Genomic DNA, 23152 nt, shown 5'->3' on the forward strand with positions numbered 1-23152 from the left:
TCGGCCCCCTCCACCACCGACTGCGGCGGCGGTCCCTCCCCCGGCTCCGCCGAGGGAGGAAACGCTTACACCTCGGCCGCCATTACCTCCGCTCGCGGAACCTTGCGGAACAGCGCGCGGTCCTCGGGGCCGAAGCCGAAGCGGATGATCACGAACAGGAAGGTGATCAGCATCGCGGGCATGCCCAGGCTCATCTCCGCCCATTCGAGGCGGTGCGGCAGCGAGGTGAAGGCGGCCCCAACCAGTCCGGCGACCAGCATCGCCGCGAAGAAGCTGGGCCGGATGCTCACCACCGGCGCGCCGAGCCTGGCCTGGAGCAGCAGGCCCTTCACCACCGATCCGATCGTCAGCGACAATGCAAGCGCTACCGCCGGCGCGGCCGACTGCACCGGCACCGGCCAGCCCTGCCCCCGCGCCACGAAGATCAGCGCGAAGCTTAGGCCAATCTGCAGCATCAGCACGCCAATCGAGATCGCCAGATTGGTGTGCCGGGCGATGTAGACCAGCGCCGTCTCGCACACCGCGCCGGGCGAGGCGAATACCTCCGAGAACAAGAGGATACACAGCACCGCCGAACCGATCACGAACTCGCGGCCGAGCAGGCCCATCACCCCCTCTGCGGGGATCGAGAACATCACCGCCAGCCCTGCCTGCGCGCAGAGGATCCAGAAGCCGACCTGGCGCACCTGCCGCGCCACCGCCGGGCGGTCGCCCGCGGCGAGGCTCTGGGTGATGACGGGCCCGAGGATCGGATCGAAGCTCGATTTCAGCCGCTGCGGCACCGAGGCGACCTGCTGCGCCATGTAATAGATGCCGACCACCGACGGCGCGAACAGCAGCCCGAGGATGAAGCGATCGACGTTGCGCGTCGCCCATTCGATCGCGTCGGCGCCCGCCAGCGGCGCGTTGCGCCGCGCGAGGCCCCAGATCACCGCCGGCTGCGGCCGCCAGCCGACCGGCAGGCCATATTCGCGCACGAACGGCACGATCGAGGCGACCAGGGCCGCGCTCATCGACAGCACATAGGCCATCAGCAGCCCGTCGCGCAAGGATACGAACGAGAAGCCATAGGCCGCGATACTGATCGTCCAAGGCTCGATGATCGCGCGCGCCGTCACCGCCGCGCCGATATTGTGGCGATAGGCGAGCGCGGACAGCGACACGTCGGACAGCGCGATCGCGATCACCGCGACAGACAGGAACCGCTCCAGCCCCATCACCGGGCTGTTGGGGAACAGCGCCTGCGGGAACAGGATCAGCACGCCGCTCGCGATCAGTGCCGCGAGGAAGGCGACCACCATCGCGTCCCACACGACATGGGTGTGCGGGCGATCGGTGCTCGACAGCGCCTGCGCCAGTCCGCGCTTGAGGCCCAGGGTGGCGACCAGCGCAACGAACTCGATCACCAGCACCGCGATCGCGTAGCGGCCGACGATCTCCGGCCCATAGGCCCGGCCCGCGATGAACAGGAAGGGCAGCCGCGCCACCAGCCGGATGATGAAGCCCAGCATGTTGGTGCGCCCGCCCTTGGCGAGCGCGTTGATGTCTTGCGACGCCTGGCCGTTGCTCAATGCGCGGCGCCCCAACTGGGACCGACACCGATCTCCACGCCCAGCGGCACGGTGAGCTTGATCGCCGGTTCGGCGGCGGTAGCCATCACCCGCTCGATGATCGGCCGCGCGGCCGCGACGTCGCCCTCGGGCAGTTCGAACACAAGTTCGTCGTGCACCTGGAGGAGCATGCGGACCTTATCCAGCCCCGCCTCGGCCAGCGCCGGGCCCATCCGGGTCATGGCGCGCTTGATGATGTCGGCGCTGGTGCCCTGGATCGGCGCGTTGATCGCGGCGCGCTCGCTACCCGCCCGCTCGTTCGGGTTGGGCGATTTGAGGCGCGGGAAATGCGTCTTCCGGCCGAACAGCGTGGTGGTGTAGCCGCGCTCCTTCGCCTCGCGCAGCGTATCGGCGATGTAGCGATTGATGCCGGGGAAGCGCTCGAAATAGCGGCTGATCATCGCCTGCGCCTCGTCCGGCGTCACGTCGAGCCGGCCGGCGAGGCCCCAGCGCGAAATGCCGTAGAGGATCGCGAAGTTGATCGTCTTGGCACGGCCGCGCGTGTCGCGATTGACTTCGCCGAACAGCTCCATCGCGGTCATGCTGTGGATGTCGTCGCCCTTCTCGAACGCGGTGCGCAGTGCGGGCACGTCAGCAATATGCGCGGCGAGGCGCAGCTCGATCTGCGAATAGTCGGCCGAGAGGATAACGTTGCCCGGCTCGGCCACGAACGCGTCGCGGATCTGGCGGCCGACCTCGGTGCGGATCGGGATGTTCTGCAGGTTCGGATCGGTCGACGACAGCCGCCCGGTCTGCGCGCCGGTGAGGCTGTAGCTGGTGTGGACGCGGCCGGTGTGCGGGTTGATCTGCGCCTGGAGCGCATCGGTATAGGTGGACTTGAGCTTGGAAAGCTGGCGCCAGTCGAGCACCTTCAGCACCATCTCGCGGCCGGGTGAATCCTTATCGGCGGCGATGCGCTCGAGCTCGTTGACGTCGGTGGAGTAGACGCCCGACTTGCCCTTGCGGCCGCCCTTGATCCCCATCTTGTCGAACAGCACGTCGCCCAGCTGCTTGGGGCTGCCGATGGTGAACTTGAAGCCGGCGATGGCGTGGATTTCCTCCTCCAGCGCGGCGATCTGCTGCGCGAAATCGGAGGAGAGCCTGGCGAGCACCCCGGCATCGACCTTGATGCCGGCGCTTTCCATGTCGGCGAGCACCGCGACCAGCGGCCGATCGACGCTCTCATAGACCCGCGTCACGCTCTCATAGGCGAGCCGCGGTTTCAGGCGCCGCCACAACCGCAGCGTGACATCGGCATCCTCGGCGGCGTAGCGGGTCGCTGCCTTGAGATCGACCTGGCCGAAGCCCAGCTGGCTCTTGCCCGTGCCGACCACGTCCTTGTACGCGATGCAGCTGTGCGCAAGGTGGGTGGCGGCAAGCTCGTCCATGCCGTGGCCGTGCAGGCCGGCATCGAGATCGAAGCTCATCACGATCGTGTCGTCATAGGGGGCGACGCGAATGCCGGCGCGGCCGAGCACGATCATGTCGTACTTCAGGTTATGCCCGATCTTGAGCACCGCCGGGTCTTCCAGCAGCGGCTTGAGCCGGGCGATCGCCTCGGCGCGATCGATCTGCACCGGCTTTTCGGCGAACATGTCCGTCCCGCCATGGCCGAGCGGGATGTAGCAGGCGAGATTGGGCGCCAGCGCCATGCTGACCCCGACCAGATCGGCCTGGGTGGCATCGAGCCCGGTCGTCTCGGTATCGATTGCCACCCAGCCCTGATGCCGCGAGACGGTGATCCAGCGGTCCAGCGCGGTCAGATCGGTGACGGTCTCATAGTCATCGTGCGCGCAAGGCGGGTCTTCCTCGACGCCCGGCGTATCCGGCGTCTCGACCGGCGCATCGGCGACGCTGGACAAGCGCGCCAGCAGCGTCTTGAAGCCGTGATGCTCCAGGAAGGCGCGCATCGGCGCATCGGGGATGCCCTGCAGCTCCAGCGCCTCCAGCGGCTCCGGCAGCGGTACGTCGCAGGCGAGCGTGACGAGCTGATGGCTCAGCCGCGCGAGATCGGCGTGCTCGATCAGATTGTCGCGCAGCTTGCTCTTCTTCATCGCCGGCGCCGCGGCGAGGACCGATTCGAGATCGCCATATTCGAGGATCAGCTTGGCCGCCGTCTTCGGGCCCACACCGGGCACGCCGGGGACATTGTCGACGCTGTCGCCCATCAGCGCCAGCACTTCGCCGAGCTTTTCCGGGCCGACGCCGAACTTCTCGCGCGTATCGTCCGGGCCCATCCGCCGGTTGTTCATCGTATCGAGCATGTCGACCGACGGATCGGTCATCAGCTGCATCAGATCCTTGTCGGAGCTGACGATCGTGACCGACCAGCCCTGCGCCAGCGCCGCCTTGGTATAGCTGGCGATCAGGTCGTCGGCCTCCCAGCCCAGTTCCTCGATGCACGGCAGGCTGAACGCGCGGGTGGCGTCGCGGATCATCGGGAACTGGGGGCGCAGATCTTCCGGCGCCGGCGGGCGGTGCGCCTTGTACTGGTCGTACAGGTCGTTGCGGAAGGTGTGCTCGGACTTGTCGAGAATCACCGCCATATGGGTGGGGCCGTCGGCCTTGTGCAGCGCGTCGACCAGCTTCCACAACATGGTGGTATAGCCGTACACCGCCCCCACCGGCTCGCCATGCTTGTTCGTCAGCGGCGGCAGCCGGTGATAGGCGCGGAAGATGTAGCTGGAGCCGTCGACGAGATAGAGATGGGGCATGGGGCGGGAGATAGCAGCGCGGTGCGCCGCCGTCATCCCGCCGAGGTGCCTGTTTTAGGCCCTGGTTTTCAGGCGCCTGCCTGATGTTCGGCGACGATCGCGCGCACCACGCCCTGCATCAGCAGCTGGCGCTCGTTGATCGGGCGCGGCGTGTCGCCGATCATCACCGCCAGCGCATAGGAACGGCCATCGGGTGCGGTGAGAAGTGCCACGTCGTTATAGCCCGCCGTGCGGCCGAACAGGTCCTGGCCGGTGCCGGTCTTGTGCGCGAGCTGCCAGCCCGGCGGCAGCGCCCCGCGCAGGCGATACTTGCCGGTGTGCGAGGCCTGCATCGTCGCGATCAGCCACTGGGTGGAGACGGGCGAGAGCAGCTCGCCGCGCTTCAGCCGGGCGATCGCGCCGGCAATGGCGAGAGGCGCCGCGCCGTCGGGCGGATCGGCGACATAGCGCTGATAGGCCCAAACGCGCGTCGCGCGGGGCAGCTGGGCGCGGGCCACCGCAAAGCTGTTACCCATCGAATATTCGGGCTTCCACGCGGGCAGGCCCGAGGTGCCGAGCTGGAGCAGCTTCTCGCCGGGACCGAAGCGGATCGAGCCCAATGCGTTGCGGGCGATGAACGAGCGCACCGCCGGCGGCCCGCCGACGAGGCGCAGCAGCTTGTCGTTGCAGGTATTGTCGCTCATCGTCAGCGCGCGGCGCATGATCTCGCCGACGGTGCTGACATAGCCCTGGTCGCCCTTGACCAGCGAGGCCACCGGCTGATGGAACAGCGTGAAATCGGCGCGGGTGATGACGAGCGGGTCGCTGAGCCGGATGCGGCCCTGGTCGACCTGGTCGAGCACGGTCATCGCCACCCACAGCTTGGAGACGCTCTGCTGCGGCAGCTTGCGCGCGCCGCCTTGCGAAGCGGTCCAGTTGCGATCGACACTGGTGACGGCGATGCCGACGACGCCGTCGAAATTCTGCGCGATGTCCGACAGGCGGTTCACCAGCCCCGCGGGTGGCGGCGTTTCCGGACGCGGCGCGGCATGGGCGGGCGGAATCGGCAGCAGCACGCCGTAATTGGGCGCGGGGAAATAGGCGGCGAGTTCGGGATGTTCGTGCACCGCGCAGCCCAGCAGCACCGCGGGCCCAAGCCCCGCGACGGTCAGCGCACGCTCGACCTTGGAAAACCGAATTTTACGCACCGCAACCAACCTCTTGCCCACATCCATCATGCGACCGCCCCTAGAGGCGGCAAAGCGCGGGATTCCCGCAATGCGACGAAGCGAGTCGGTGGAGCGACGAGACGTGAGGCGTGCGGCCGGGCGATCGCTCTCCCCGTCCCCACCGTCATCCCAGCGAACGCTGGGATCTCCATCAGCAGCGCTGCACCGTTGTCGCCCGGCCACTGGGAGGCCCCAGCTTTCGCTGGGGCGACGGCTTGGGGCGAATTCAAGGTACCAGCACCGTGTCGACCGCCTCCGGCAGCGTCTCCGGATAGTCGAGCGTATAATGCAGGCCGCGGCTCTCCTTGCGGTGCAGCGCCGAGCGGACGATCAGGTCGGCGCTCTCCAGCAGGTTGCGCAGCTCGATCAGGTCCGGCGTGACGCGGAAATGGCCGTAATAGTCCGCCACTTCCTCGCGCAGCAGCTTGATGCGGTGGGCAGCCCGCTCCAGTCGCTTGGTGGTCCGCACGATGCCGACATAGTTCCACATGAACCGGCGGATCTCGGTCCAGTTCTGCTTGATGACGACTTCTTCGTCCGAATCGGCGACCCGGCTCTCGTCCCAGGGCCGGATCGCCGGCGGCGGCGGCAGCTCGCCCCAATGCCCCATGATGTGATTCGCCACCGCTTCGCCGAACACGAAGCATTCGAGCAGCGAGTTGGACGCCAGCCGGTTCGCCCCGTGGAGCCCCGACTGGCTCACCTCGCCCGCGGCGTAGAGGCCGGGCAGGTCGGTGCGCCCGTCGCGATCGATCATCACGCCGCCGCAGGTATAATGCTGGGCGGGCACCACCGGGATCGGCGCCTTCGTCATGTCGATGTCGAGGTCGAGCAACCGGTGGTAGATCGTCGGGAAATGGTGCTGGACGAATTCCGGCCCCATGTGACTGATGTCGAGGTGGACATAGTCGAGGCCGAGCCGCTTGATCTCATGGTCGATCGCGCGCGCCACGATATCGCGCGGCGCCAGCTCCAGCCGCGGATCGAAATCGGGCATGAAGCGGTGGCCCGCCTCCTCGCCGGCATCGGGGGGCAGCAGCAGATGCCCACCCTCGCCGCGCACCGCCTCGGTGATCAGGAAGTTCTTGACGTCGAGATTGTAGAGGCAGGTCGGGTGGAACTGCATCATCTCCATGTTCGAGATGCGGCAGCCCGCGCGCCACGCCATCGCGATGCCGTCGCCGGTCGCGCCGCGCGGGGCGGTGGAGAACAGATAGGTGCGCCCTGCCCCGCCGGTCGCGAGCACCGTCGCGCGGGCGGTGAACAGCTCGACGCGGTTGGTCGCGCGGTTGAAGGCATAGACGCCCCAGACATTGCCCGCGCCGGAATACCGTAATTCATGCCGGCTGGTGGCGAGGTCGATCACCACCATGTCGGGCACCAGCGTGATGTTCGGGTGCGCCTGCGCGGCGCGGAGCAGTGCCATTTGCACCGCATAGCCGGTCGCATCGTCGACATGGGCGATACGTCGGTGGCTGTGGCCGCCCTCGCGGGTGAGGTGCAGCGCATTGCCCTCGGTGTTGAACGGCACGCCCAGTTTCACCAGCCGCTCGATCGCGGCGGGGGCGTTCTCGACCACCATCTCCACCGTCGCGCGGTCGTTGAGGCCGGCGCCGGCGACCATCGTGTCGTCGATATGGCTTTCGAAGGTGTCGCCGTCTTCCAGCACCGCGGCGATGCCGCCCTGCGCCCAGGCGGTCGAGCCCTCGGCAAAGCCGCCCTTGGCCAGCACCGTCACCTTGAACCTGTCCGCCAGGTGCAGCGCGGTGGTAAGCCCCGCCGCGCCGGAACCGAGGACCAGGACATCGCTTTGGTGGGTGGTGTCGGACAAAGAGGCACTCCTTTGCGGCGCTTTAAGCGCGCCCGGCGCGGGTTTCGCAATCCCCACCCTTGGACCATAGGGGGTTCGCGAGCAGGAGAAGCGTATGCGGTTGGGCTGGTGGATCGGAGTGGCGGCGCTGTTCGGCAGCGGCTCGGCACAGGCGGCGACGTGCCGGCTGGGCGCACCGGGGACGACGGTGTCGGTGGCGATTGCGGGCACCGGCCGGTCGATGCTGGTGCATGTGCCCACGGGCCGGGCCGAGGCGCGGCGGCCGCTGGTGTTCGTGTTCCACGGCAGCACCGGCAAGGGCCGCGACATCCTCGCCCAGTCGAAGCTGGAGGCGACCGCAGACCGCCACGGCTTCCTGCTCGCAGCACCCGATGGCGGAATCCCCGCCGCGACGGGGTTCGTGTGGAACATCCCCGGCGTGCCGACGGTGACCGGCAAGGTACCCGGCCCCGAGGATGCCGACGACGTCGCCTTCGTGAAGACCGCGATCGACCAGCTGGCCGCCAAGGGCTGCGTGGATCGCGCGCGGGTCTACGCCACCGGCTATTCGGGCGGCGGGCGGCTGAGTTCGTGGCTCGGCTGCGTCGCGGCGGACCGCTTCGCCGCCATCGCGCCGGTGGTCGGCCTGCGCGCAGGCAATCCATTGAAAGAGACGCCGCGCGTCCCCGATCCGGCGACCTGCACGCCCTCGCGGCCGATGCCGGTGCTCGCGTTCGCCGGCGATGCCGACACCACCAACCCGATCCAGGGCGGCGGCGCGGGATACTGGCAGTACACGATGCACACGGCGCTCGCCCGCTGGGCGGACCTGAACGGGTGTCGGGCGGGGCCGGTCGCGAGCGAGGTTTCGGTAGAGGTGAAAGAAGAGCGCTTCACCCGCTGCTCGGGCGGCGCGGACGTGACCGGACGGGTGAAGCATGGCGCAGGCCATGTCTGGGTGGCGGACAACGAGGCGATGTGGGCGTTCTTCGCGCGGCATCGGCATTGACTGCTTCCTTTTAGCGACGACGCTAAAATGGTCAGCTGCCGAGTAATATCGGCTTCTCGAGGGCCGTTTGTTCGACCACACTGTCAGCTGCAGGCATGAGGATATCGGCGTGATCGAGTGGTTGGAAGCTCACGACAAACTTGCAGGTTGGGCTCAGTTTGCCGGCGCCATTTTAGCCTTGGGCCTCACATATTTCACTGCCTTCATGCCGGTCTGGCATCGAAAAAGGCAGTTGGAAGCAAGCGGGAAGCGCCTTCTACAAAACGGGTATGAAGCTATGGAAAGTTTCCACCGTACCTTCGGTCACTTCCTACCCCTTTCTATTAACTTATATGCCGCGTCACTCGCGATGTCATCCGTCGCCGACGAGATAAGCCGCTTTCCAATTTACGAACTTGATGACCAAGGCAGTCGGTCCGTAGCTCGCCATTTGATTGCAACGGGCGTGACACTCTCCGGCACACGTCTGATGTTAGATTCAATGGCCAAAGACATCGAAGGCAGACCAGCGACCGAAGAAGAGCGGGATATCATTCGAGATTTCATGGCAGAGCAGCTGAAGCTTATCACTAACATGTTAAGCGGCGCGGAGTTGAAGCGTCCCGAATGGCCTGGCGCGTCACAGTCGAACCCGCCACCAACTTCCTGATGCAATATTGGGAAACGTAGTTCCCCTGTTCCCCCTACGCCGCCCGCGTCAGGTTCAAGAACACATCCTCCAGATCCGCCTCGCGGGTCGACACGTCGACGATGCCCAGCCCCGCCGCCTGCACCGCGCCCAGCACTTCGCCCGCGTTCGCCTGGTCCTTACGGTAGGTGATCACCAGCACCCGCTCGCCCTTCAGCTCCACCTTCTGGAAACAGGCATTGTCCGGCGCGGCGACGATATCGCGGTCCACCGTCACCTCGACCACCTTTTCCTGCGCCATGCCGACCAGCTCGCGGGTCGGCTTGTTGGCGATCAGCTGGCCGTGGTTGATGATCGCAATGCGGTCGCACAGCTCCTCGGCCTCTTCGAGATAGTGCGTGGTCAGCACCACCGTCACGCCGCGCTGGTTGAGCTGCTTCACATAGGCCCAGAGCTGCTGGCGCAGTTCGACGTCGACACCCGCCGTCGGCTCGTCGAGCACGATGATCGGCGGCGAATGCACCATCGCCTTGGCGACCATCAGCCGCCGCTTCATGCCGCCGGAGAGCGTGCGCGAATAGGCATTGGCCTTGTCTTCCAGATGCACCGCGCGGAGCAGCGCCATCGCGTCGAACCTGCCCTTCGGCACGCCGTACAGCCCGGCCTGGATCTCCAGCGTCTCCTTCGGCGTGAAGAAAGGATCGAACAGGATCTCCTGGTTGACGATGCCGATGCTCGCCTTGGCGTTGCGCGGATGCGCGTCGATGTCGAAGCCCCAGATCGAGACCTTGCCGTCGGTCTTGTTGACCAGCCCCGCCAGGATGTTGATCAGCGTCGACTTGCCCGCGCCGTTGGGGCCGAGCAGCCCGAAGATCTGGCCGCGCGGCACATCGAACGTCACCCCGTCCAGCGCGCGCTTGCCGCCCGCATAGGTCTTGCACAGAGTGTCGATCGCGATCGCTGCCTGGGTCATGGGCGATGGCTTTAAGACCCCGCGCATCCGATTGCGAGCCCCCGCACGCTTTGCTAAGGGCCAAGGCCATGATCGCCCCGCCCGAAGTCATCCGCACCGCCCATGCCCGCGTCGCCTGCGACGGCACCGGCCCCGGCCTGCCCGCCGCGCTCGGCCATCCGCGCGTCTATCTCCAGATCGACGAAACCGGCTATGTCGATTGCGGCTATTGCGACCGCCGCTTCGTGCTGATCGGCGGCGTGGCCGACGGTGCGGACCAGGGCCAGCTGCCCGATCATCCGGCAGGCGGCAGCATCTGATCGTCGCAGGAGCGCGTGACTCCGTGCGCGCGCATCCTATATCGTCTGGATGAGCATCACTTCCGATCCCCGCGCCTTCCTCTATCGTGACGGGTTCGATCCCGACACCGCCGTTCGCCTGACCGCCGATGCGCTTGGGCAAGCCGAGGATGGCGAGCTCTATCTACAATATCGCAAGTCCGAGGCGTTCGGCTTCGACGACGGCCGGCTGAAGACCGCCGCTTATGACACGCAGTCGGGCTTTGGCCTGCGCGCGGTCTCCGGCGAGACGACCGCGTTCGCGCACGCCAACGAGATCAGCGCCGCCGCGATCCGCCGCGCCGCCGAGACGATGGCGCTGATCGATCCGGCCAAGCAGGGCAAGGCAGCCCCGCCGCAGGGTAACAACCGCCATCTCTACACCGACGCCGATCCGCTCGACCTGGTGCCGTTCGCCGACAAGGTGAATCTCTGCCAGACGATCGACGCTGCGGCACGGGCGCGCGATCCGCGCGTGAAACAGGTTTCCGTCAGCCTTACCGGGCAGTGGAGCGTGATCGAGGTGGTGCGCGCCGACGGCTTTGTCGCCACCGATGTGCGGCCGCTGGTGCGGCTCAACGTCTCGGTGGTGGTCGAGCAGAATGGCCGCCGCGAGACGGGCAGCTACGGCACCGGCGGGCGGGTGGTCTATGACCGGCTGTTCCAGCCCGAGACCTGGAACCGCGCGATCGACGAGGCGCTGGCGCAGGCGCTGGTCAATCTCGACGCGGTCGCGGCGCCGGCCGGCGACATGACCGTGCTGTGCGGCCCCGGCTGGCCGGGCGTGCTGCTGCACGAGGCGGTGGGCCATGGCCTGGAAGGCGATTTCAACCGCAAGGGCACCAGCGCCTTTTCCGGTCGGATCGGCGAGCGCGTCGCCGCGCCCGGCGTGACGGTGGTGGACGACGGCTCGCTCCACGATCGCCGCGGCTCACTGTCGATCGACGACGAGGGCACGCCGACGCGCGAGACGGTGCTGATCGAGGACGGCATCCTCAAGGGCTATATGCAGGACCGGCTCAACGCCCGGCTGATGGGCGTCGCGCCGACCGGCAATGGCCGCCGCGAAAGCTTCCAGCACGCGCCGATGCCGCGGATGACCAACACCTTCATGAAGGGCGGCAAAGACGATCCCGCCGAGCTGCTGGCCCGCGTGAAGAAGGGCATCTACGCCAAGAGCTTCGGCGGCGGTCAGGTCGACATCGTCTCGGGCAAGTTCGTCTTCTCGTGCACCGAAGCGTATCTGGTCGAGAACGGCAAGCTCGGCGCGCCGATAAAGGGCGCGACGCTGATCGGCGACGGGCCGACCGTGCTCCACCGCGTGACCGGCATCGGCAACGACTTCGCGCTCGATGAAGGCGTGGGCATGTGCGGCAAGGGCGGCCAGTCGGTCCCCGCCGGCGTGGGCCAGCCGACGCTGCTGGTGGAAGGGCTGACGGTGGGCGGGACGGCGGCGTGAGCCGTCAGTTACCGGTCAGCAGCATGTCGAACGCGGCGATGATGTCGAGCCGATAGGCTTCGAGCGATGCGACCGCCGGGCCGAGATCCTTGGCCCGGACGGTCGCAGCATATTGCGTCACCATCGCGCAGCGCTCCCCGGCGATGTCGAACACCGGATTCAGGCGAGCGCGCAGTGCCGGCGCGCGGTCGAGCGGCACCAGCGGTGCGACGATGCGGGTGGAAAGGTGCCCCAGCACTTCGGCCTGGCAGTTGAGCAGCAACGCACCGTCGGCGGTGCGATGCACGTCGTACTGCGCCATCAGAACATGCGGTAGCGTTCGAGGGGAAGGCCGTTCTCTTCCACCCATTTGTTGCAGGCTTCGGCCCAGGCGCGATTCTCTTCCTGCCAGCGCCGGTCCTGCTCGGCCTTGGTCGCCTGCCGGATCGCGGCTTCGCAGACCTGCGACAGGTTCAGCCCCACCTCGCGCGCCGCCGCGACGACGCCGGTGTCGATCGAGACGTTCACCGCCTTGCGCTTGCCGGACGCGATCGGATCGTGCTTCATGCGGACAAGCTATGCGCATGCCCCATGCGCGTCAATCATCGGAGGCCCGCATGGCCCTTGCCGAACTCGGCCGGTTCAACCGGCAGGAAGCGTTCATCGTCCAGGGCCGGCTGGAGGATGACGACATCCCCAGCTTCGTGTTCGATGCGGGCGCCAGCATCGCCGACGGCAGCTATCTGCTGATCCCGGTGCGGGTGATGGTCGACGACGAGAATCTCGCCGCCGCCCGCGCGATCCTCGACGCGGCGGGCGCTCTCAAGCCGTAACGCCCTGGAGCAGCTTGGGCACGTCGCCGCTTTCGCCGCGCGCCTCGCCCATGAACCAGTTCTTGAGCGGCGGGAGCTTGTCCACGGCCGCGAGGCCGAAGCGCCGCGCCGCATGGGGCAGCGTGCCGGGTATGCCGAAGAGCCGGGTCAGCCCGTCGGTCGCCAGCGCGACCATGAAGGTGTCGAGCCCGCGCCAGCGCTGGTAGCGCGCGAGCAGTTCGGGATCGCCCATGTCGAGCCCCAGCCTTTTGCCGTCGACCAGCACCTCGACCAACGTCGCCACGTCGCGGAAGCCGACATTGACGCCCTGCCCCGCGATCGGATGGATGCCGTGCGCCGCGTCGCCGACCAGCGCCAGCCGCTCGGCGGTGATCCAGGCGGCGTGGTGGAAGCCAAGCGGATAGGAGGAGCGCGCCGAGAGCGGCCCGAGCTTGCCGAGGAAACCGCCCATCTTCTTCTCGGCCTCGGCCAGATAGGCGCGGTCCGAGATCTTGTGCATCGCCGCCGCGTCGCGCGCGTTCACCGTCCACACCACCGCCGAGCGGTGGCCGTTTTCGTCGTCGAGCAGCGGCAGGATCGCGAACGGACCCTGCGGGTAGAAGATCTCGAAGGCGATGTTCTCGTGGGAACGCTCATGGTTGAGCGTGGCGATCATCGCGGCATGGTCATAGGTCCAGCGCGCGACCTTGAAGCCGGCCGAGTCGCGGGTCGGCGAGTTGCGCCCCTCCGCCGCGATCAGCAGCTGCGCGCGCACCGTCGCGCCCGAATCGAGCGTCGCGACGACGCCGTGCGGCCCGCGCTCTACCGAGACCGCGCGGGTCTGCATCCGCACATCAGCCAGTGGCGCCGCCTGCGCGGCCTCGTACAGCGCCGTCCGCAGCACGCGATTCTCGAACATATGGCCCAGCGCGCCGTCATCCGCGTCCGGCGCGAAGTCGAGCTTGCCCGGCTCCAGCCCGTCGGAAACGCGAATACCCTCGATCGGGCACCCCTTGCCTGCCAGCCGGCCGGCGATGCCGATCGCCTCGAACATCCGCATCGGGGCGCTGGCGATCGCCGAGGCGCGGCCGTCGAAGCCAGCGCCGAGAATCGTTGCCGGGTCTGCCGGATCGATCACGATCGAGCTGATGCCATGCGCGTCGAGCGCAGCCGCCAGCGCGCTGCCGACCAGCCCGCCGCCGAGGATGAGAATGTCCGCCTGGTCCATGGCCCCGCCCTAGCAGGTTCGCACGCGCCTGCCAGCCGTCAACAGGTGCAGGGTTCGGAAACCCCTGCACCTGCACGACCTCAATGCTGGTGGAGACGCTCGATCATCCCATCCATCCGCTTGGCGAGAAAGCCGGGCGAATAGCTGTCGCGATAGTTGCGCGGATCGGCCCTGGTCGAGGCCATCGGCTCGAACGGCGTGAAGCTCGTGGTCAGCGCCACCGCGCCGCCCATCGTGCCCGCGCCCTGGATCGCCAGCGTCAGCTCGGTCACGTGCAGGATGAAATCGGGCGGGATCGGGCAGGGCTCGCCCATCCGCAGCGCGCGCGCGGTCTCGGCGACGCCGAGCATCTTGTCCTGCGCGCCGACCTCGCGGCGCTTGGCGCCCGCCACCAGCTTCTTGAGGAACGAGGTCTTGCCCGCCGCATTGGCGCGCATCGTCGCGAACGACTTCCAGTGCCGCACGAACGGCAGCAGCCGCCCGCCGACGCCGAAGCCGCGGCCGAACAGCGGCTGGAGCCGCAGGCTGCGCGCCTTGCGGGCGTTGAGGCTGAGCTGCGAGAAGCGCTCGAGGAACACCGGCGACTGGTAATGCCGATAGGTATCGGTGCTCAGCTCGCCTTCGTCGCCGATCACGCGCATCCGGTGGTCCGCCGGCGCGGCGATGCTGCAGGTGACGCGCGCGGTGACGCCGCTCACGAAATCGAGCGTCGCCACCGAGAAGTCGGGCGTAGTCGCCGGATGCATCGGCTGGTCGGTCTTGTGCGGCACCACCACCTTCGAGAAGGCGGTGACCGAACGCACCGGCCCGAACATCGCCAGCATCCACACCAGATGGTAGCCGACATGCTCGAAGGTGCAGCCCATCTCATATTCGTGGATATAGGGCCAGGGCGCGCCGGTGCGGCTGCGCCAGGTCTCGGGCTTCATCAGATAGATGGGGTTGTCGTCGAACTCGGCATAGATCAGCAGCGGCTTGCCGATCGCGCCGTCGCGCACCGCCTTCCACATCGTCTGGACGCTGTCGCTGAGGAAGTTGCACGGCGCACTCGACAGGACGAGCCCGCGCTCCTCGGCGATGCGGAACAGCGTGCGCGCCTCTTCCAGATCGGTGGTCAGCGGCTTTTCCGAATAGACGTGCTTGCCGCCTTCGAGCAGCGCGCGGGTCAGCGCGAAATGCGCCTCGATGCTGGTGAGGTTCAGCACCAGCGTCACCGCGGGATCGTCCAGGATCGCCTGGAGATCGGGATAGACCGAGAAGCCGTAATATTCGGACACCTTCGACGAGCGCGCCAGATCGATGTCGTACACGCCGCGCACGTCGATCTCCGGGTGCGCCCATGCCGTGGTCATGTAGTGATCGAACACATAGCCGCAGCCGATGATCGCCACGCCCGTCTTGCCCGTGCTTTCGCCCTGCATCTGCATCAACGCTGTCCCCCGATCCGATTCCGCACTGTGTCCATCGTCTCCATCACCGCAATACTGTCGCTCAAGGTCATCTCCGGGCTCTCGTAAAGCCCCGCAGCCAGGCAGCGTGCGACTTCCTCGACCTGATAGTGATAGCCATTGCCGGCGAACAGCCGCCGCTCGCGCTTGCCGCCGCGCGTCAGCAGGCCATGCCATTGCGACAGCTTCTGCGGCAGCCCCTGCTCGCGGAGCAACGCCTTGCGGCCAAGCCCGGCGTCGTTGCCGCGCCGCCGCGGCGTCATCCGCTGGAGCCGCACGCCATAGGGGCGGAAGATCGGCCCCTCGAACGCCACGCTGCCATGCGTGCCGGCGATGCGCAGCCCGTTGTCGCCGAGCGCGCGCAGGCTGGTGTTGACCGTCGCTACCACCCCGCCGGCAAAGCGCAGGCTGATCGCCGCGTCTTCCTCAACGCCGGTCGCGCCGATATGGCCGAGCGCCTCGATCGCCTCCGGTGCGCCGAACAGCCAATGGAGCAGCGAAATGGGGTAGACGCCGAGCTGCGCCAGCGCGCCCCCGCCGCGTAGCGGATCGAAGCTGGTGCTCGCCGCATCGGGTTCGTTGGTGAAGCAGAATTCGCCATGTGCCTGCCGCACCTCGCCCACCGCGCCTTCGCGGAGCAGATCGCGCAGACGGCGCGCGGCGGGATTGAAGCGCGTCCACATCGCTTCCATGCAGAACACGCCGTGCGCGCGGGCAGCGTCGGCGATGCGCCGCGCTTCCTCGACCGAGGACGCGAACGGCTTTTCGATCAGCACCGCCTTGCCCGCTTCGATACAGCCGATTGCGTGGCGCGCATGTTCGGACGGCGGCGTCGCGATATAGGCGACATCGAAAGGCGAAGCCGCGGTGATCGACTCATAGCCCTCGGCCACGTCCGGAATGCCGAACGCCTGGGCGAATCGCCGCGCCGAATCCGCGCTGCGCGAAACGACCAGTTGCGGCCTGGCGCCATTGGCGTGACGAAGTCCGGAGACAAACTTCGCCGAAATTCCTCCGGTGCCGAATATCGCCCAACGTGCGTCCACTCGTATATCCCCCAAGATCGTTGCCGCGTCGTGCCCCAGGCTGATGAACGTCAGCCAAGCTGCTGATACTGCTTGCGCGATCCCCACCAAGAAGCAGCGACCGTCGAACCATTCCACAGGCGCATCGATTCCGAAGCACCTTTCTGCATGCGCATAGCAGGGAAGAACTTGCTGCGCTGCAAAATGTTCGACCAGCCGCTTGCCGAACACGACGGCAAGCGGGCCGTAGACGTCCGCGCCTTGACGCGGGACTCCGCAGGCGCGATGATTCCGGTACGTTTTTCCTTACAGATCCGGAGGCTGGGCGATGGCGTCCCGCGCAGAAGCGCCGCATTGGCGCGACACGATGAAGGCGGGCGTCCGCCGCGGCGGATTCGTCCTGGCGGGCACGGCGCTGTTCGTGCTGACCGTCGCGCTCGTGTTGGCGCTGGTGAGCTATCACGCCTCCGATCCGGCGCTGAATACCGCGTCCGCCGGCCCGGCCCGAAATTGGCTGGGCGGCGTCGGCGCCTGGGTCGCCGACATCCTCTACACGCTCATCGGGGTGCCGATGCTGCTGCTTGCCCCCGTCGGGCTGCTGGCGGCCCACCGGATGATGATCGATCGGCCGATCGAGCGGCCGCGCCGGATGATCGTCAGCGCGCTGGGTGCTGCCGCGCTTGCCGCGATCGGGCTGGGCCTGCTCCATTTCGACTGGTCGCTGCCGCTCGACTGGCGCCTGCCCGCGGGCATGGGCGGGCTGATCGGCCTCTCGATTGCGGGTGGAATCGACTGGCTGATCGGGCTCGCCGGCGATCCGGCCGTGTCCTTCTGGGTGGGGCGCGGCGTCGGCCTGCTGCTGGTGCTGGGCGGATTGTGGCTGTGGTGGATGCGGCTGGAGTTCACCTCCCCGCTCCGCCTGCTGCGCATGCCCCGGTTCACGCGCAGCACCGGTGAAGCGCGGATCGTCGCGGCCGCCGAGACGACGGGCTTCCGGCCCAAGCCGCAAGCCGTTGCCGCGTTCGGCGCAGACCCGGACGAGGACGAGGATCTGCCCTTCGATCGCGATCCGCCGCGCATGTCGGAGCCGCGCCGCGTGGTGGTACCGGACAACCGACCGGGCCCGGTGATCGCCGATCGCACCGTCTCCACCGCGCCGGCACGTACCAAGCCGCCGGTGCAGGCCGCGCTCGACTTCAAGGACAGCTACCAGCTGCCGCCGCTCGACCTGCTGACCCCGCCGCCGGCCAACCGCACCGCCACGGTCGACAAGGCGGCGCTGGAGCGCAACGCTCGCCTGCTCGAAAGCGTACTCGAGGACTTCCACGTGAAGGGCGAGATCGTCGAGGTCCGCCCCGGCCCGGTCGTCACCATGTACGAGCTCGAGCCGGCGAGCGGCATCAAGGCCAGCCGGGTGATCCAGCTGGCCGACGACATCGCCCGCAACATGAGCGCGATCTCCGCCCGCGTCGCCACCATCCCCGGCCGCACCGTGATGGGCATCGAGCTGCCCAACACGACCCGGGAGGGGGTCAGCCTGCACGAGCTGATCGGCAGCCAGCAGTTCGAGGAACAGGGCGCCACCCTGCCGGTGGTGCTCGGCAAGAACATCGCCGGCGAGCCGGTGATCGCCGATCTCGCACCGATGCCGCACCTGCTCGTCGCGGGTACCACCGGCTCGGGCAAGTCGGTGGGGCTGAACTGCATGATCCTGTCGCTGCTCTACCGGCTGACGCCCGAGCAGTGCCGGCTGATCATGATCGATCCGAAGATGCTGGAACTCAGCATGTACAAGGACATCCCCCATTTGCTCGCCGACGTGGTGACCGATCCGCCCAAGGCGGTGCGCGCGCTGAAATGGGCGGTCGAGCAGATGGAGGATCGCTACCGGATGATGGCCTCGGTCAACGTCCGCAGCCTGGCGAGCTACAACGACAAGGTCCGCACCGCCAAGGCCAAGGGCCAGACGCTCGGCCGCAAGGTGCAGGTCGGCTATGACCCGGAGACCGGCAAGCCGATCTACGAGGAAGAGACGCTCGACCTGCAGGTGCTGCCGCTGATCGTCGTCATCGTCGACGAGCTGGCCGACCTGATGATGACGGCCGGCAAGGAAGTCGAATTCCTGATCCAGCGGCTGGCGCAGAAGGCGCGCGCGGCGGGCATCCACCTGATCATGGCGACGCAGCGCCCCTCGGTCGATGTCATCACCGGCGTGATCAAGGCGAACCTGCCGACCCGCATCAGCTTCCACGTCACCTCGAAGATCGATTCGCGCACCATTCTCGGCGAACAGGGTGCCGAGCAGCTGCTGGGCAAGGGCGACATGCTCTACATGTCCGGCGGCAAGGGCATCACCCGCGTCCACGGGCCCTTCGTCAGCGACGACGAGGTCCAGGCGGTCACCGATTTCTGGCGGGCGCAAGGCGCCCCCGACTATATCACCGCAGTGACCGAGGAGCCCGAGGACGGCGGCTTCACGCTGGAAGGCGCGCCCGACGGCGAGGACAGTCCCGAGGAGCAGACCTATCGCCGTGCGGTGCAGCTGGTGGCGGAAAGCCAGAAGGCGTCGACCTCGTGGCTGCAGCGCCAGCTGCGCGTCGGCTACAACTCGGCCGCGCGGCTGATCGAGCGGATGGAGCGCGAGAATCTCGTCTCCAAGCCCGACCATGTCGGCCGCCGCGAGGTGCTGATGGATACCGACGGCCGCCCGTTGTAACGGGATCGAATCGGGCGGGGTACGGGTTCACAGCCCGTTCAAGCCCCGCCCGCTATCCGGGCGACCAGCAATTCGGAGACGTTTCTCGTGTTTTCCCGTTCCTTGGCTCTGTCGCTGCTCGCCGCCCCGCTGCTGGTGGCAGCCGCGCCTGCGCCCGAGCTCGACCAGGTCCAGCAACATCTCAAGGCGGTCACCAGCATGACCGCCGAGTTCACCCAGGAAGACCGCAACGGCCGCGTCGTCGCGGGCACGATGACGCTGAAGAGGCCCGGCAAGATCCGCTTCCAATATGAAAAGGGCGTGCCCCAGCTGATCGTCGCCGACGGCAGCAGCCTCTATTTCATCGATTATCAGGTCCGGCAGGTGCAGCGCTGGCCGATCGGCAATTCGCCGCTGCGCGTGCTGCTCGATCCGAATCGCGACATCAGCGGCTATGCGAGCGTAAAGCCCACCGCCGATTCGCGCGTCGTCTCGGTGGAAGTGCACGACAACAAGCACCCCGAATATGGCCGGATCACGCTCGTCTTCCAGAAGGACGCCGCTGCCCCCGCCGGCCTGAAGCTGCAGGGCTGGGTTGCGCTCGACGCACAGAACAACCGCACGACGATCCGGCTGAGCAACCAGCGCTTCAATGCGCCGGTGGCCGATTCGAGCTTCCGCTGGACCGACCCGCGTCCGCAGGGCCGCACGCATTAATTCCAATTCTGTGCAATCGTTCATCCAAGCGACAGGTTTGCTGCTCTAAGAGCAAGTGGCGGATGGGGTTTTTGCCCGGGATTTTTCCCCCTGTTGCCTGGGCCTGATACCCCTTCCCGCCTGCGTGACGAACGCTAGGTCGGCCCTCGCTCCATTGCCCCCGGAGCGGGGGCCTTTCCTTTTGGGACGGGAGTGGTCTGGCGCTCGCCCCAAGAATCGCTACATCGACGCGCGTGAAGATCGCCTCCTGGAACATCAACTCCGTCCGCTTCCGCATCGCTATCGTCGAGCAGTTTCTGCGCGAGGAAGCCCCCGACATCCTTTGTCTCCAGGAGACCAAGGTGATCGACGGCGATTTCCCCGAGGCGCCGTTCCACGATCTCGGCTACACCCATGTCATCAAGCACGGCCAGCGGATGCACCACGGCGTCGCGATCGTCAGCCGCGTTCCGCTGGTCGAGGACGACCGACTCGACTGGCAGGCGAACCAGGAAGCCCGGCACGTCGGCGTGCGGCTGCCGAACGGCGTGCGACTGGAGAATGTCTATGTCCCCGCCGGCGGCGACGTGCCCGATCGGGAGGTGAACCCCAAGTTCGGCCAGAAGCTCGATTTCGTCCAGCGGATGACCGAATGGTCGGAAACCCTGAACGTGCCCACGATCCTCACCGGCGACTTCAACATCGCCCCGCTCGAATCGGACGTGTGGAGCCACAAGCAGCTGCTCGACGTGGTCAGCCATACGCCGATCGAGGTCGAGGCGCTGGGGCGGCTGCAGGCGGCGCATGGCTGGGTCGATCTCGGCCGCAAGTTCATCCCGGCGCCGGCGCGCTGCTTCACCTGGTGGAGCTACCGTGCGAAGGACTGGGCCGCCTCCGATCGCGGACGGCGGCTCGACCATATGTGGGCGAGCCCGGCGGTTGCGGACAAGGCCACGGCGCACAAGGTATGCGAACCGTGCCGCTCGTGGCTCAAGCCCTCGGACCATGTGCCGATCGTGACGGAGTTCGACTTTTGACGAGTGCCCGTGCCGCCGCCGAAGCCGTCGATGCGCTGCGCCGCGGCTGGCCGATCGCCATCCGGGGTGCGGAAGGCACGCTACGCTTGCTCGCGATCGAGACCGGCGACACGGAGCGACTGGCGGCGTTCGATCCCGCCGGAAGCGCGCCGGTGCTTCTCTCGGCCGGCCGCGCGGCGACGCTGAAGCTCGCCAACCAGCGCGACGCGGCGACGCCCGATGCGCCGGTGTTGGTCGAGCGGGTGGACTGGCTCGACTTTGACGCGGCGACGGCGCTGGCCGACCCGCAGTTCGATCTCGCCACGCCGCTGAAGGGCCCCTTTCGCGCGATCCCGGTGGTGCAGGCCGACGCCGCCGCGGCGGCGCTGCGGCTGGCCCGTATCGCGGGGCTGCTGCCGGCCTTCTTCGTGCTCGAGGACGCCTCAGCGAGCGCTGTCACCCTTGCCGATATCGACGCGCACGAGGATGCCGACCGCCTGCGCATCGTCGGCCGCGCCCGGCTGCCGGTGGAGGCCGCCGAAGACGCCGAGATCGTCGCCTTCCGCACCGACGAGATGCCCGGCGAGCATATCGCGCTGCTGATCGGCCAGCCCAATGGCGAGGCGCCGCTGGTGCGCCTCCATAGCGAATGCCTGACCGGCGACATGCTCGGCAGCCTGAAATGCGATTGCGGGCCGCAGCTCAAGGCGGCGATCGCGGAGATTTCGACGAGCGGCTGGGGCATCCTGCTCTATCTGCGCCAGGAAGGCCGCGGCATCGGCCTGATCAACAAGCTGCGCGCCTATGCGCTGCAGGACCAGGGCTTCGACACGGTCGATGCCAACACCCGGCTGGGCTTCGCGATCGACGCGCGCAACTTCCGGGTGGCGGCGCGGATGCTGACCCTGCTCGGCCAGCCACGCATCCGGCTGCTCACTAACAACCCGCAAAAGGTGGAGACGCTGCGCGCGGCGGGCGTGGACGTGCTGGAGCGCGTGCCGCACGTGCTGCCGGCGAACCCGCACAATGCGCGGTATCTGGCGACCAAGCGCGATCGGACGGGGCACGAGTTTTAAGGCCGCCTGCGCTACCTAAGCGTTTCCTCCCCTGCCAGGGGGAGGAAACGCCGTCACGCGATCAGTCGGGCGACCTCGTCGAAATCATGGGCGATGTGCTGCACGCCCAGCGCCTTGAGCCGCTCGCCATGATCCGCCGCGCAGTGGGTGCCGGCGCACAGGCCGATCACCGTCGCGCCCGAGGCGACCGCGCCGGTCACGCCCACCGGCGAATCCTCCAGGATCACGCACGCTTCGATCGGCACGCCCAGCGCAGCGGCGGCGTGGAGGTAGAGGTCCGGCGCCGGCTTGCCGCGCGTGACATGCTCGCGGCCGCTGAACAGCTTGTCGCCGAACAGGTCGCGCACGCCGAGATGGCGGAGATGCGTGTCGATCCAGTGCGTGGGGCTCGACGAGGCGATCGCCTTGGGCAGATCGGCGGGCAGGCTTTCGAGGAAGCGGAGCGCCCCCGCCACCGCCGGCAGGCCTTCCGAAAGCGCGCGGGCGTCTTCCTCGGCGCGGGCCGTGTGGAAGCCCTCGGGCACGGTGCGGCCGATCCAGCGCTCGATCGCGGCGAGGAAATCATGTCCCGCCAGCCCCATGAAATTCGCCATCGAATGTTCGGGCGTGGTCGGGTGGCCGATGCTGGTCAGGTAATCGGCGATCTGCTTGTTGCCGGCATATTCGCTCTCCAGCAGCACGCCGTCGAAATCGAACAGGATCGCATCGAACCGCACCGACAGCGTCTTCGGCATTCCGGACAGGTCGTTCATGCGCGCTCTCCGAACAGCGCCGTGCCGACGCGAACATGGGTGGCGCCGAGCGTCACCGCGGTCTCATAGTCGCTCGACATGCCCATGCTGAGCCCGTCCAGCCCCTGGTCGCGGGCCAGCTTGGCGAGCAGCGCGAAATAGGGGGCAGCCTCCAGACCCGCCGGCGGCACGCACATCAGGCCGGCGACGGGCAGATTCGCGGCGTGCGCCTCGGCGAGCAGCGCCGGGAGTTCGGCCACCGGGCAACCGCCCTTTTGCGCCTCGTCGCCGATGTTGACCTGGAGGAAGCAAGCCGGGCGGCGATCGGCCTTGTCCATCGCCTTGGCCAGCGCCGTCACCAGCGAGGGCCGATCGACCCCGTGGATCGCGTCGAACAGCGCAACGGCTTCCTCGGCCTTGTTCGACTGCAGCTGGCCGACCAGGTGCAGTTCGATCCCGGAAGTTGTCTCGCGCAACTGCGGCCACTTGCCCTGGGCTTCCTGGACGCGGTTCTCGCCGAACACGCGCTGCCCGGCGTCGATCAACGGCTGGATGGTTGCGGCGTCGTGCGTCTTGGAAACCGCGATCAGGGTGATGTCGGCGGGCTTGCGGCCGGCGATCTTGGCGGCGCGGGCGATCGCGGTCTGCACCGCGGCGAGCCGCTGGCTGGCATCGTCTTGAAGCATGCGCCGGGCTATAGGCACGGACATGCGCCACC

At 67.6% G+C, this 23152-nt stretch carries 21 protein-coding genes; 9 read left to right on the top strand and 12 right to left on the bottom strand.

The features are described 5' to 3' along the window. Nucleotides 1-65: 65 nt before the first annotated feature. The 4 genes from SPI01S_RS16255 to nadB all read right to left on the bottom strand — a co-directional run bounded on the left by SPI01S_RS16255 (nucleotide 66) and on the right by nadB (nucleotide 7363). Entirely contained in the window at nucleotides 66-1571 is a 1506-nt protein-coding gene (locus SPI01S_RS16255; RefSeq protein ID WP_066724915.1) for a lipopolysaccharide biosynthesis protein, read from the bottom strand. Then, a complete protein-coding gene (gene polA / locus SPI01S_RS16260) occupies nucleotides 1568-4324 on the bottom strand; it encodes a DNA polymerase I (RefSeq protein ID WP_066724917.1) in 2757 nt (918 codons plus the stop codon). The genes SPI01S_RS16255 and polA overlap by 4 nt, the downstream gene beginning before the upstream one ends. 68 nt (nucleotides 4325-4392) lie before the next feature. Next, nucleotides 4393-5502, bottom strand: coding sequence for a serine hydrolase (locus SPI01S_RS16265; protein ID WP_245653636.1), 1110 nt, complete (start codon nucleotides 5500-5502; stop codon nucleotides 4393-4395). A gap of 256 nt (nucleotides 5503-5758) precedes the next feature. Continuing rightward, nucleotides 5759-7363: an L-aspartate oxidase gene (nadB, locus tag SPI01S_RS16270; protein ID WP_066724927.1), complete on the bottom strand. Its 1605-nt coding sequence runs from the start codon at nucleotides 7361-7363 to the stop codon at nucleotides 5759-5761. 94 nt (nucleotides 7364-7457) lie between these two features. On the opposite strand from nadB, the gene SPI01S_RS16275 reads away from it, so the two are divergent. After that, on the top strand, nucleotides 7458-8351 hold the full coding sequence (locus SPI01S_RS16275; protein WP_066724929.1) for a CE1 family esterase: 894 nt from the start codon (nucleotides 7458-7460) through the stop codon (nucleotides 8349-8351). A 109-nt stretch (nucleotides 8352-8460) separates the two neighbouring features. Next, on the top strand, nucleotides 8461-9000 hold the full coding sequence (locus SPI01S_RS16280; protein ID WP_245653630.1) for a hypothetical protein: 540 nt from the start codon (nucleotides 8461-8463) through the stop codon (nucleotides 8998-9000). A gap of 34 nt (nucleotides 9001-9034) precedes the next feature. Here SPI01S_RS16280 and SPI01S_RS16285 read toward each other — a convergent pair whose 3' ends face one another. Further along, nucleotides 9035-9952 carry an ABC transporter ATP-binding protein gene (locus SPI01S_RS16285; protein WP_066724934.1) on the bottom strand — a complete coding sequence of 306 codons (918 nt, stop codon included), beginning with the start codon at nucleotides 9950-9952 and terminating at the stop codon, nucleotides 9035-9037. Nucleotides 9953-10020: 68 nt separating this feature from the next. Here SPI01S_RS16285 and SPI01S_RS16290 point away from each other — a divergent pair, with 68 nt between their 5' ends. After that, a complete protein-coding gene (locus SPI01S_RS16290; protein ID WP_066724937.1) occupies nucleotides 10021-10251 on the top strand; it encodes a zinc-finger domain-containing protein in 231 nt (76 codons plus the stop codon). A gap of 49 nt (nucleotides 10252-10300) precedes the next feature. Beyond that, the gene (gene tldD, locus SPI01S_RS16295) at nucleotides 10301-11728 is read left to right on the top strand and encodes a metalloprotease TldD (RefSeq protein ID WP_066724940.1); all 1428 of its coding nucleotides are present in this window, start codon (nucleotides 10301-10303) and stop codon (nucleotides 11726-11728) included. Between the two features lie 4 nt (nucleotides 11729-11732). Here the strand turns inward: tldD and SPI01S_RS16300 are convergent, their stop codons facing one another. Both SPI01S_RS16300 and SPI01S_RS16305 read right to left on the bottom strand, forming a co-directional pair. Next, nucleotides 11733-12029, bottom strand: coding sequence for a CcdB family protein (locus SPI01S_RS16300; protein WP_066724943.1), 297 nt, complete (start codon nucleotides 12027-12029; stop codon nucleotides 11733-11735). After that, nucleotides 12029-12274, bottom strand: a complete 246-nt coding sequence (locus SPI01S_RS16305; RefSeq protein WP_066724945.1) for a type II toxin-antitoxin system CcdA family antitoxin — start codon at nucleotides 12272-12274, stop codon at nucleotides 12029-12031. The genes SPI01S_RS16300 and SPI01S_RS16305 overlap by 1 nt, the downstream gene beginning before the upstream one ends. A 50-nt stretch (nucleotides 12275-12324) precedes the next feature. Here SPI01S_RS16305 and SPI01S_RS16310 point away from each other — a divergent pair, with 50 nt between their 5' ends. Then, nucleotides 12325-12540 carry a putative signal transducing protein gene (locus tag SPI01S_RS16310; RefSeq protein ID WP_066724947.1) on the top strand — a complete coding sequence of 72 codons (216 nt, stop codon included), beginning with the start codon at nucleotides 12325-12327 and terminating at the stop codon, nucleotides 12538-12540. Here the strand turns inward: SPI01S_RS16310 and SPI01S_RS16315 are convergent. From SPI01S_RS16315 to SPI01S_RS16325, 3 genes are all read right to left on the bottom strand, one after another. Further along, entirely contained in the window at nucleotides 12530-13747 is a 1218-nt protein-coding gene (locus SPI01S_RS16315; protein ID WP_066724948.1) for a UbiH/UbiF/VisC/COQ6 family ubiquinone biosynthesis hydroxylase, read from the bottom strand. The two genes, SPI01S_RS16310 and SPI01S_RS16315, sit on opposite strands and share 11 nt — an antisense overlap. A gap of 80 nt (nucleotides 13748-13827) precedes the next feature. Continuing rightward, complete coding sequence (locus SPI01S_RS16320) at nucleotides 13828-15174, bottom strand: Gfo/Idh/MocA family protein (RefSeq protein WP_157084748.1); 1347 nt, start codon at nucleotides 15172-15174, stop codon at nucleotides 13828-13830. Then, nucleotides 15174-16241, bottom strand: coding sequence for a Gfo/Idh/MocA family protein (locus SPI01S_RS16325; RefSeq protein ID WP_066724951.1), 1068 nt, complete (start codon nucleotides 16239-16241; stop codon nucleotides 15174-15176). Before SPI01S_RS16325 ends, SPI01S_RS16320 begins: the two co-directional genes overlap by 1 nt. 307 nt (nucleotides 16242-16548) lie before the next feature. Between SPI01S_RS16325 and SPI01S_RS16330 the strand changes: the two genes are divergently transcribed. From SPI01S_RS16330 to ribA, 4 genes are all read left to right on the top strand, one after another. Continuing rightward, entirely contained in the window at nucleotides 16549-18936 is a 2388-nt protein-coding gene (locus SPI01S_RS16330) for a DNA translocase FtsK (RefSeq protein WP_066724954.1), read from the top strand. Between the two features lie 87 nt (nucleotides 18937-19023). Then, nucleotides 19024-19632: a LolA family protein gene (locus SPI01S_RS16335; RefSeq protein WP_066724957.1), complete on the top strand. Its 609-nt coding sequence runs from the start codon at nucleotides 19024-19026 to the stop codon at nucleotides 19630-19632. 233 nt (nucleotides 19633-19865) lie between these two features. Next, nucleotides 19866-20648: an exodeoxyribonuclease III gene (locus tag SPI01S_RS16340; RefSeq protein ID WP_066724960.1), complete on the top strand. Its 783-nt coding sequence runs from the start codon at nucleotides 19866-19868 to the stop codon at nucleotides 20646-20648. Then, entirely contained in the window at nucleotides 20645-21703 is a 1059-nt protein-coding gene (gene ribA, locus SPI01S_RS16345; RefSeq protein ID WP_066724962.1) for a GTP cyclohydrolase II, read from the top strand. Before SPI01S_RS16340 ends, ribA begins: the two co-directional genes overlap by 4 nt. A 53-nt stretch (nucleotides 21704-21756) precedes the next feature. On the opposite strand, the gene SPI01S_RS16350 is transcribed toward ribA, so the two are convergent. Both SPI01S_RS16350 and SPI01S_RS16355 read right to left on the bottom strand, forming a co-directional pair. Further along, the gene (locus SPI01S_RS16350; protein ID WP_084253522.1) at nucleotides 21757-22455 is read right to left on the bottom strand and encodes an HAD family hydrolase; all 699 of its coding nucleotides are present in this window, start codon (nucleotides 22453-22455) and stop codon (nucleotides 21757-21759) included. Beyond that, the gene (locus SPI01S_RS16355) at nucleotides 22452-23120 is read right to left on the bottom strand and encodes a YggS family pyridoxal phosphate-dependent enzyme (protein ID WP_066724964.1); all 669 of its coding nucleotides are present in this window, start codon (nucleotides 23118-23120) and stop codon (nucleotides 22452-22454) included. Before SPI01S_RS16355 ends, SPI01S_RS16350 begins: the two co-directional genes overlap by 4 nt. Nucleotides 23121-23152 lie beyond the last annotated feature (32 nt).

Source organism: Sphingomonas pituitosa NBRC 102491, from assembly GCF_001598435.1.
GTDB lineage: Bacteria > Pseudomonadota > Alphaproteobacteria > Sphingomonadales > Sphingomonadaceae > Sphingomonas > Sphingomonas pituitosa.

Excerpts from the sequence above, each read along its gene's own strand:
- polA (WP_066724917.1), bottom strand. The coding sequence starts at position 4,324 with ATGCCCCATCTCTATCTCGTCGACGGCTCCAGCTACATCTTCCGCGCC.
- SPI01S_RS16275 (WP_066724929.1), top strand. The coding sequence starts at position 7,458 with ATGCGGTTGGGCTGGTGGATCGGAGTGGCGGCGCTGTTCGGCAGCGGC.
- SPI01S_RS16285 (WP_066724934.1), bottom strand. The coding sequence starts at position 9,952 with ATGACCCAGGCAGCGATCGCGATCGACACTCTGTGCAAGACCTATGCG.
- SPI01S_RS16290 (WP_066724937.1), top strand. The coding sequence starts at position 10,021 with ATGATCGCCCCGCCCGAAGTCATCCGCACCGCCCATGCCCGCGTCGCC.
- tldD (WP_066724940.1), top strand. The coding sequence starts at position 10,301 with ATGAGCATCACTTCCGATCCCCGCGCCTTCCTCTATCGTGACGGGTTC.
- SPI01S_RS16300 (WP_066724943.1), bottom strand. The coding sequence starts at position 12,029 with ATGGCGCAGTACGACGTGCATCGCACCGCCGACGGTGCGTTGCTGCTC.
- SPI01S_RS16305 (WP_066724945.1), bottom strand. The coding sequence starts at position 12,274 with ATGAAGCACGATCCGATCGCGTCCGGCAAGCGCAAGGCGGTGAACGTC.
- SPI01S_RS16310 (WP_066724947.1), top strand. The coding sequence starts at position 12,325 with ATGGCCCTTGCCGAACTCGGCCGGTTCAACCGGCAGGAAGCGTTCATC.
- SPI01S_RS16315 (WP_066724948.1), bottom strand. The coding sequence starts at position 13,747 with ATGGACCAGGCGGACATTCTCATCCTCGGCGGCGGGCTGGTCGGCAGC.
- SPI01S_RS16320 (WP_157084748.1), bottom strand. The coding sequence starts at position 15,174 with ATGCAGATGCAGGGCGAAAGCACGGGCAAGACGGGCGTGGCGATCATC.
- SPI01S_RS16330 (WP_066724954.1), top strand. The coding sequence starts at position 16,549 with ATGGCGTCCCGCGCAGAAGCGCCGCATTGGCGCGACACGATGAAGGCG.
- SPI01S_RS16350 (WP_084253522.1), bottom strand. The coding sequence starts at position 22,455 with ATGAACGACCTGTCCGGAATGCCGAAGACGCTGTCGGTGCGGTTCGAT.
- SPI01S_RS16355 (WP_066724964.1), bottom strand. The coding sequence starts at position 23,120 with ATGCTTCAAGACGATGCCAGCCAGCGGCTCGCCGCGGTGCAGACCGCG.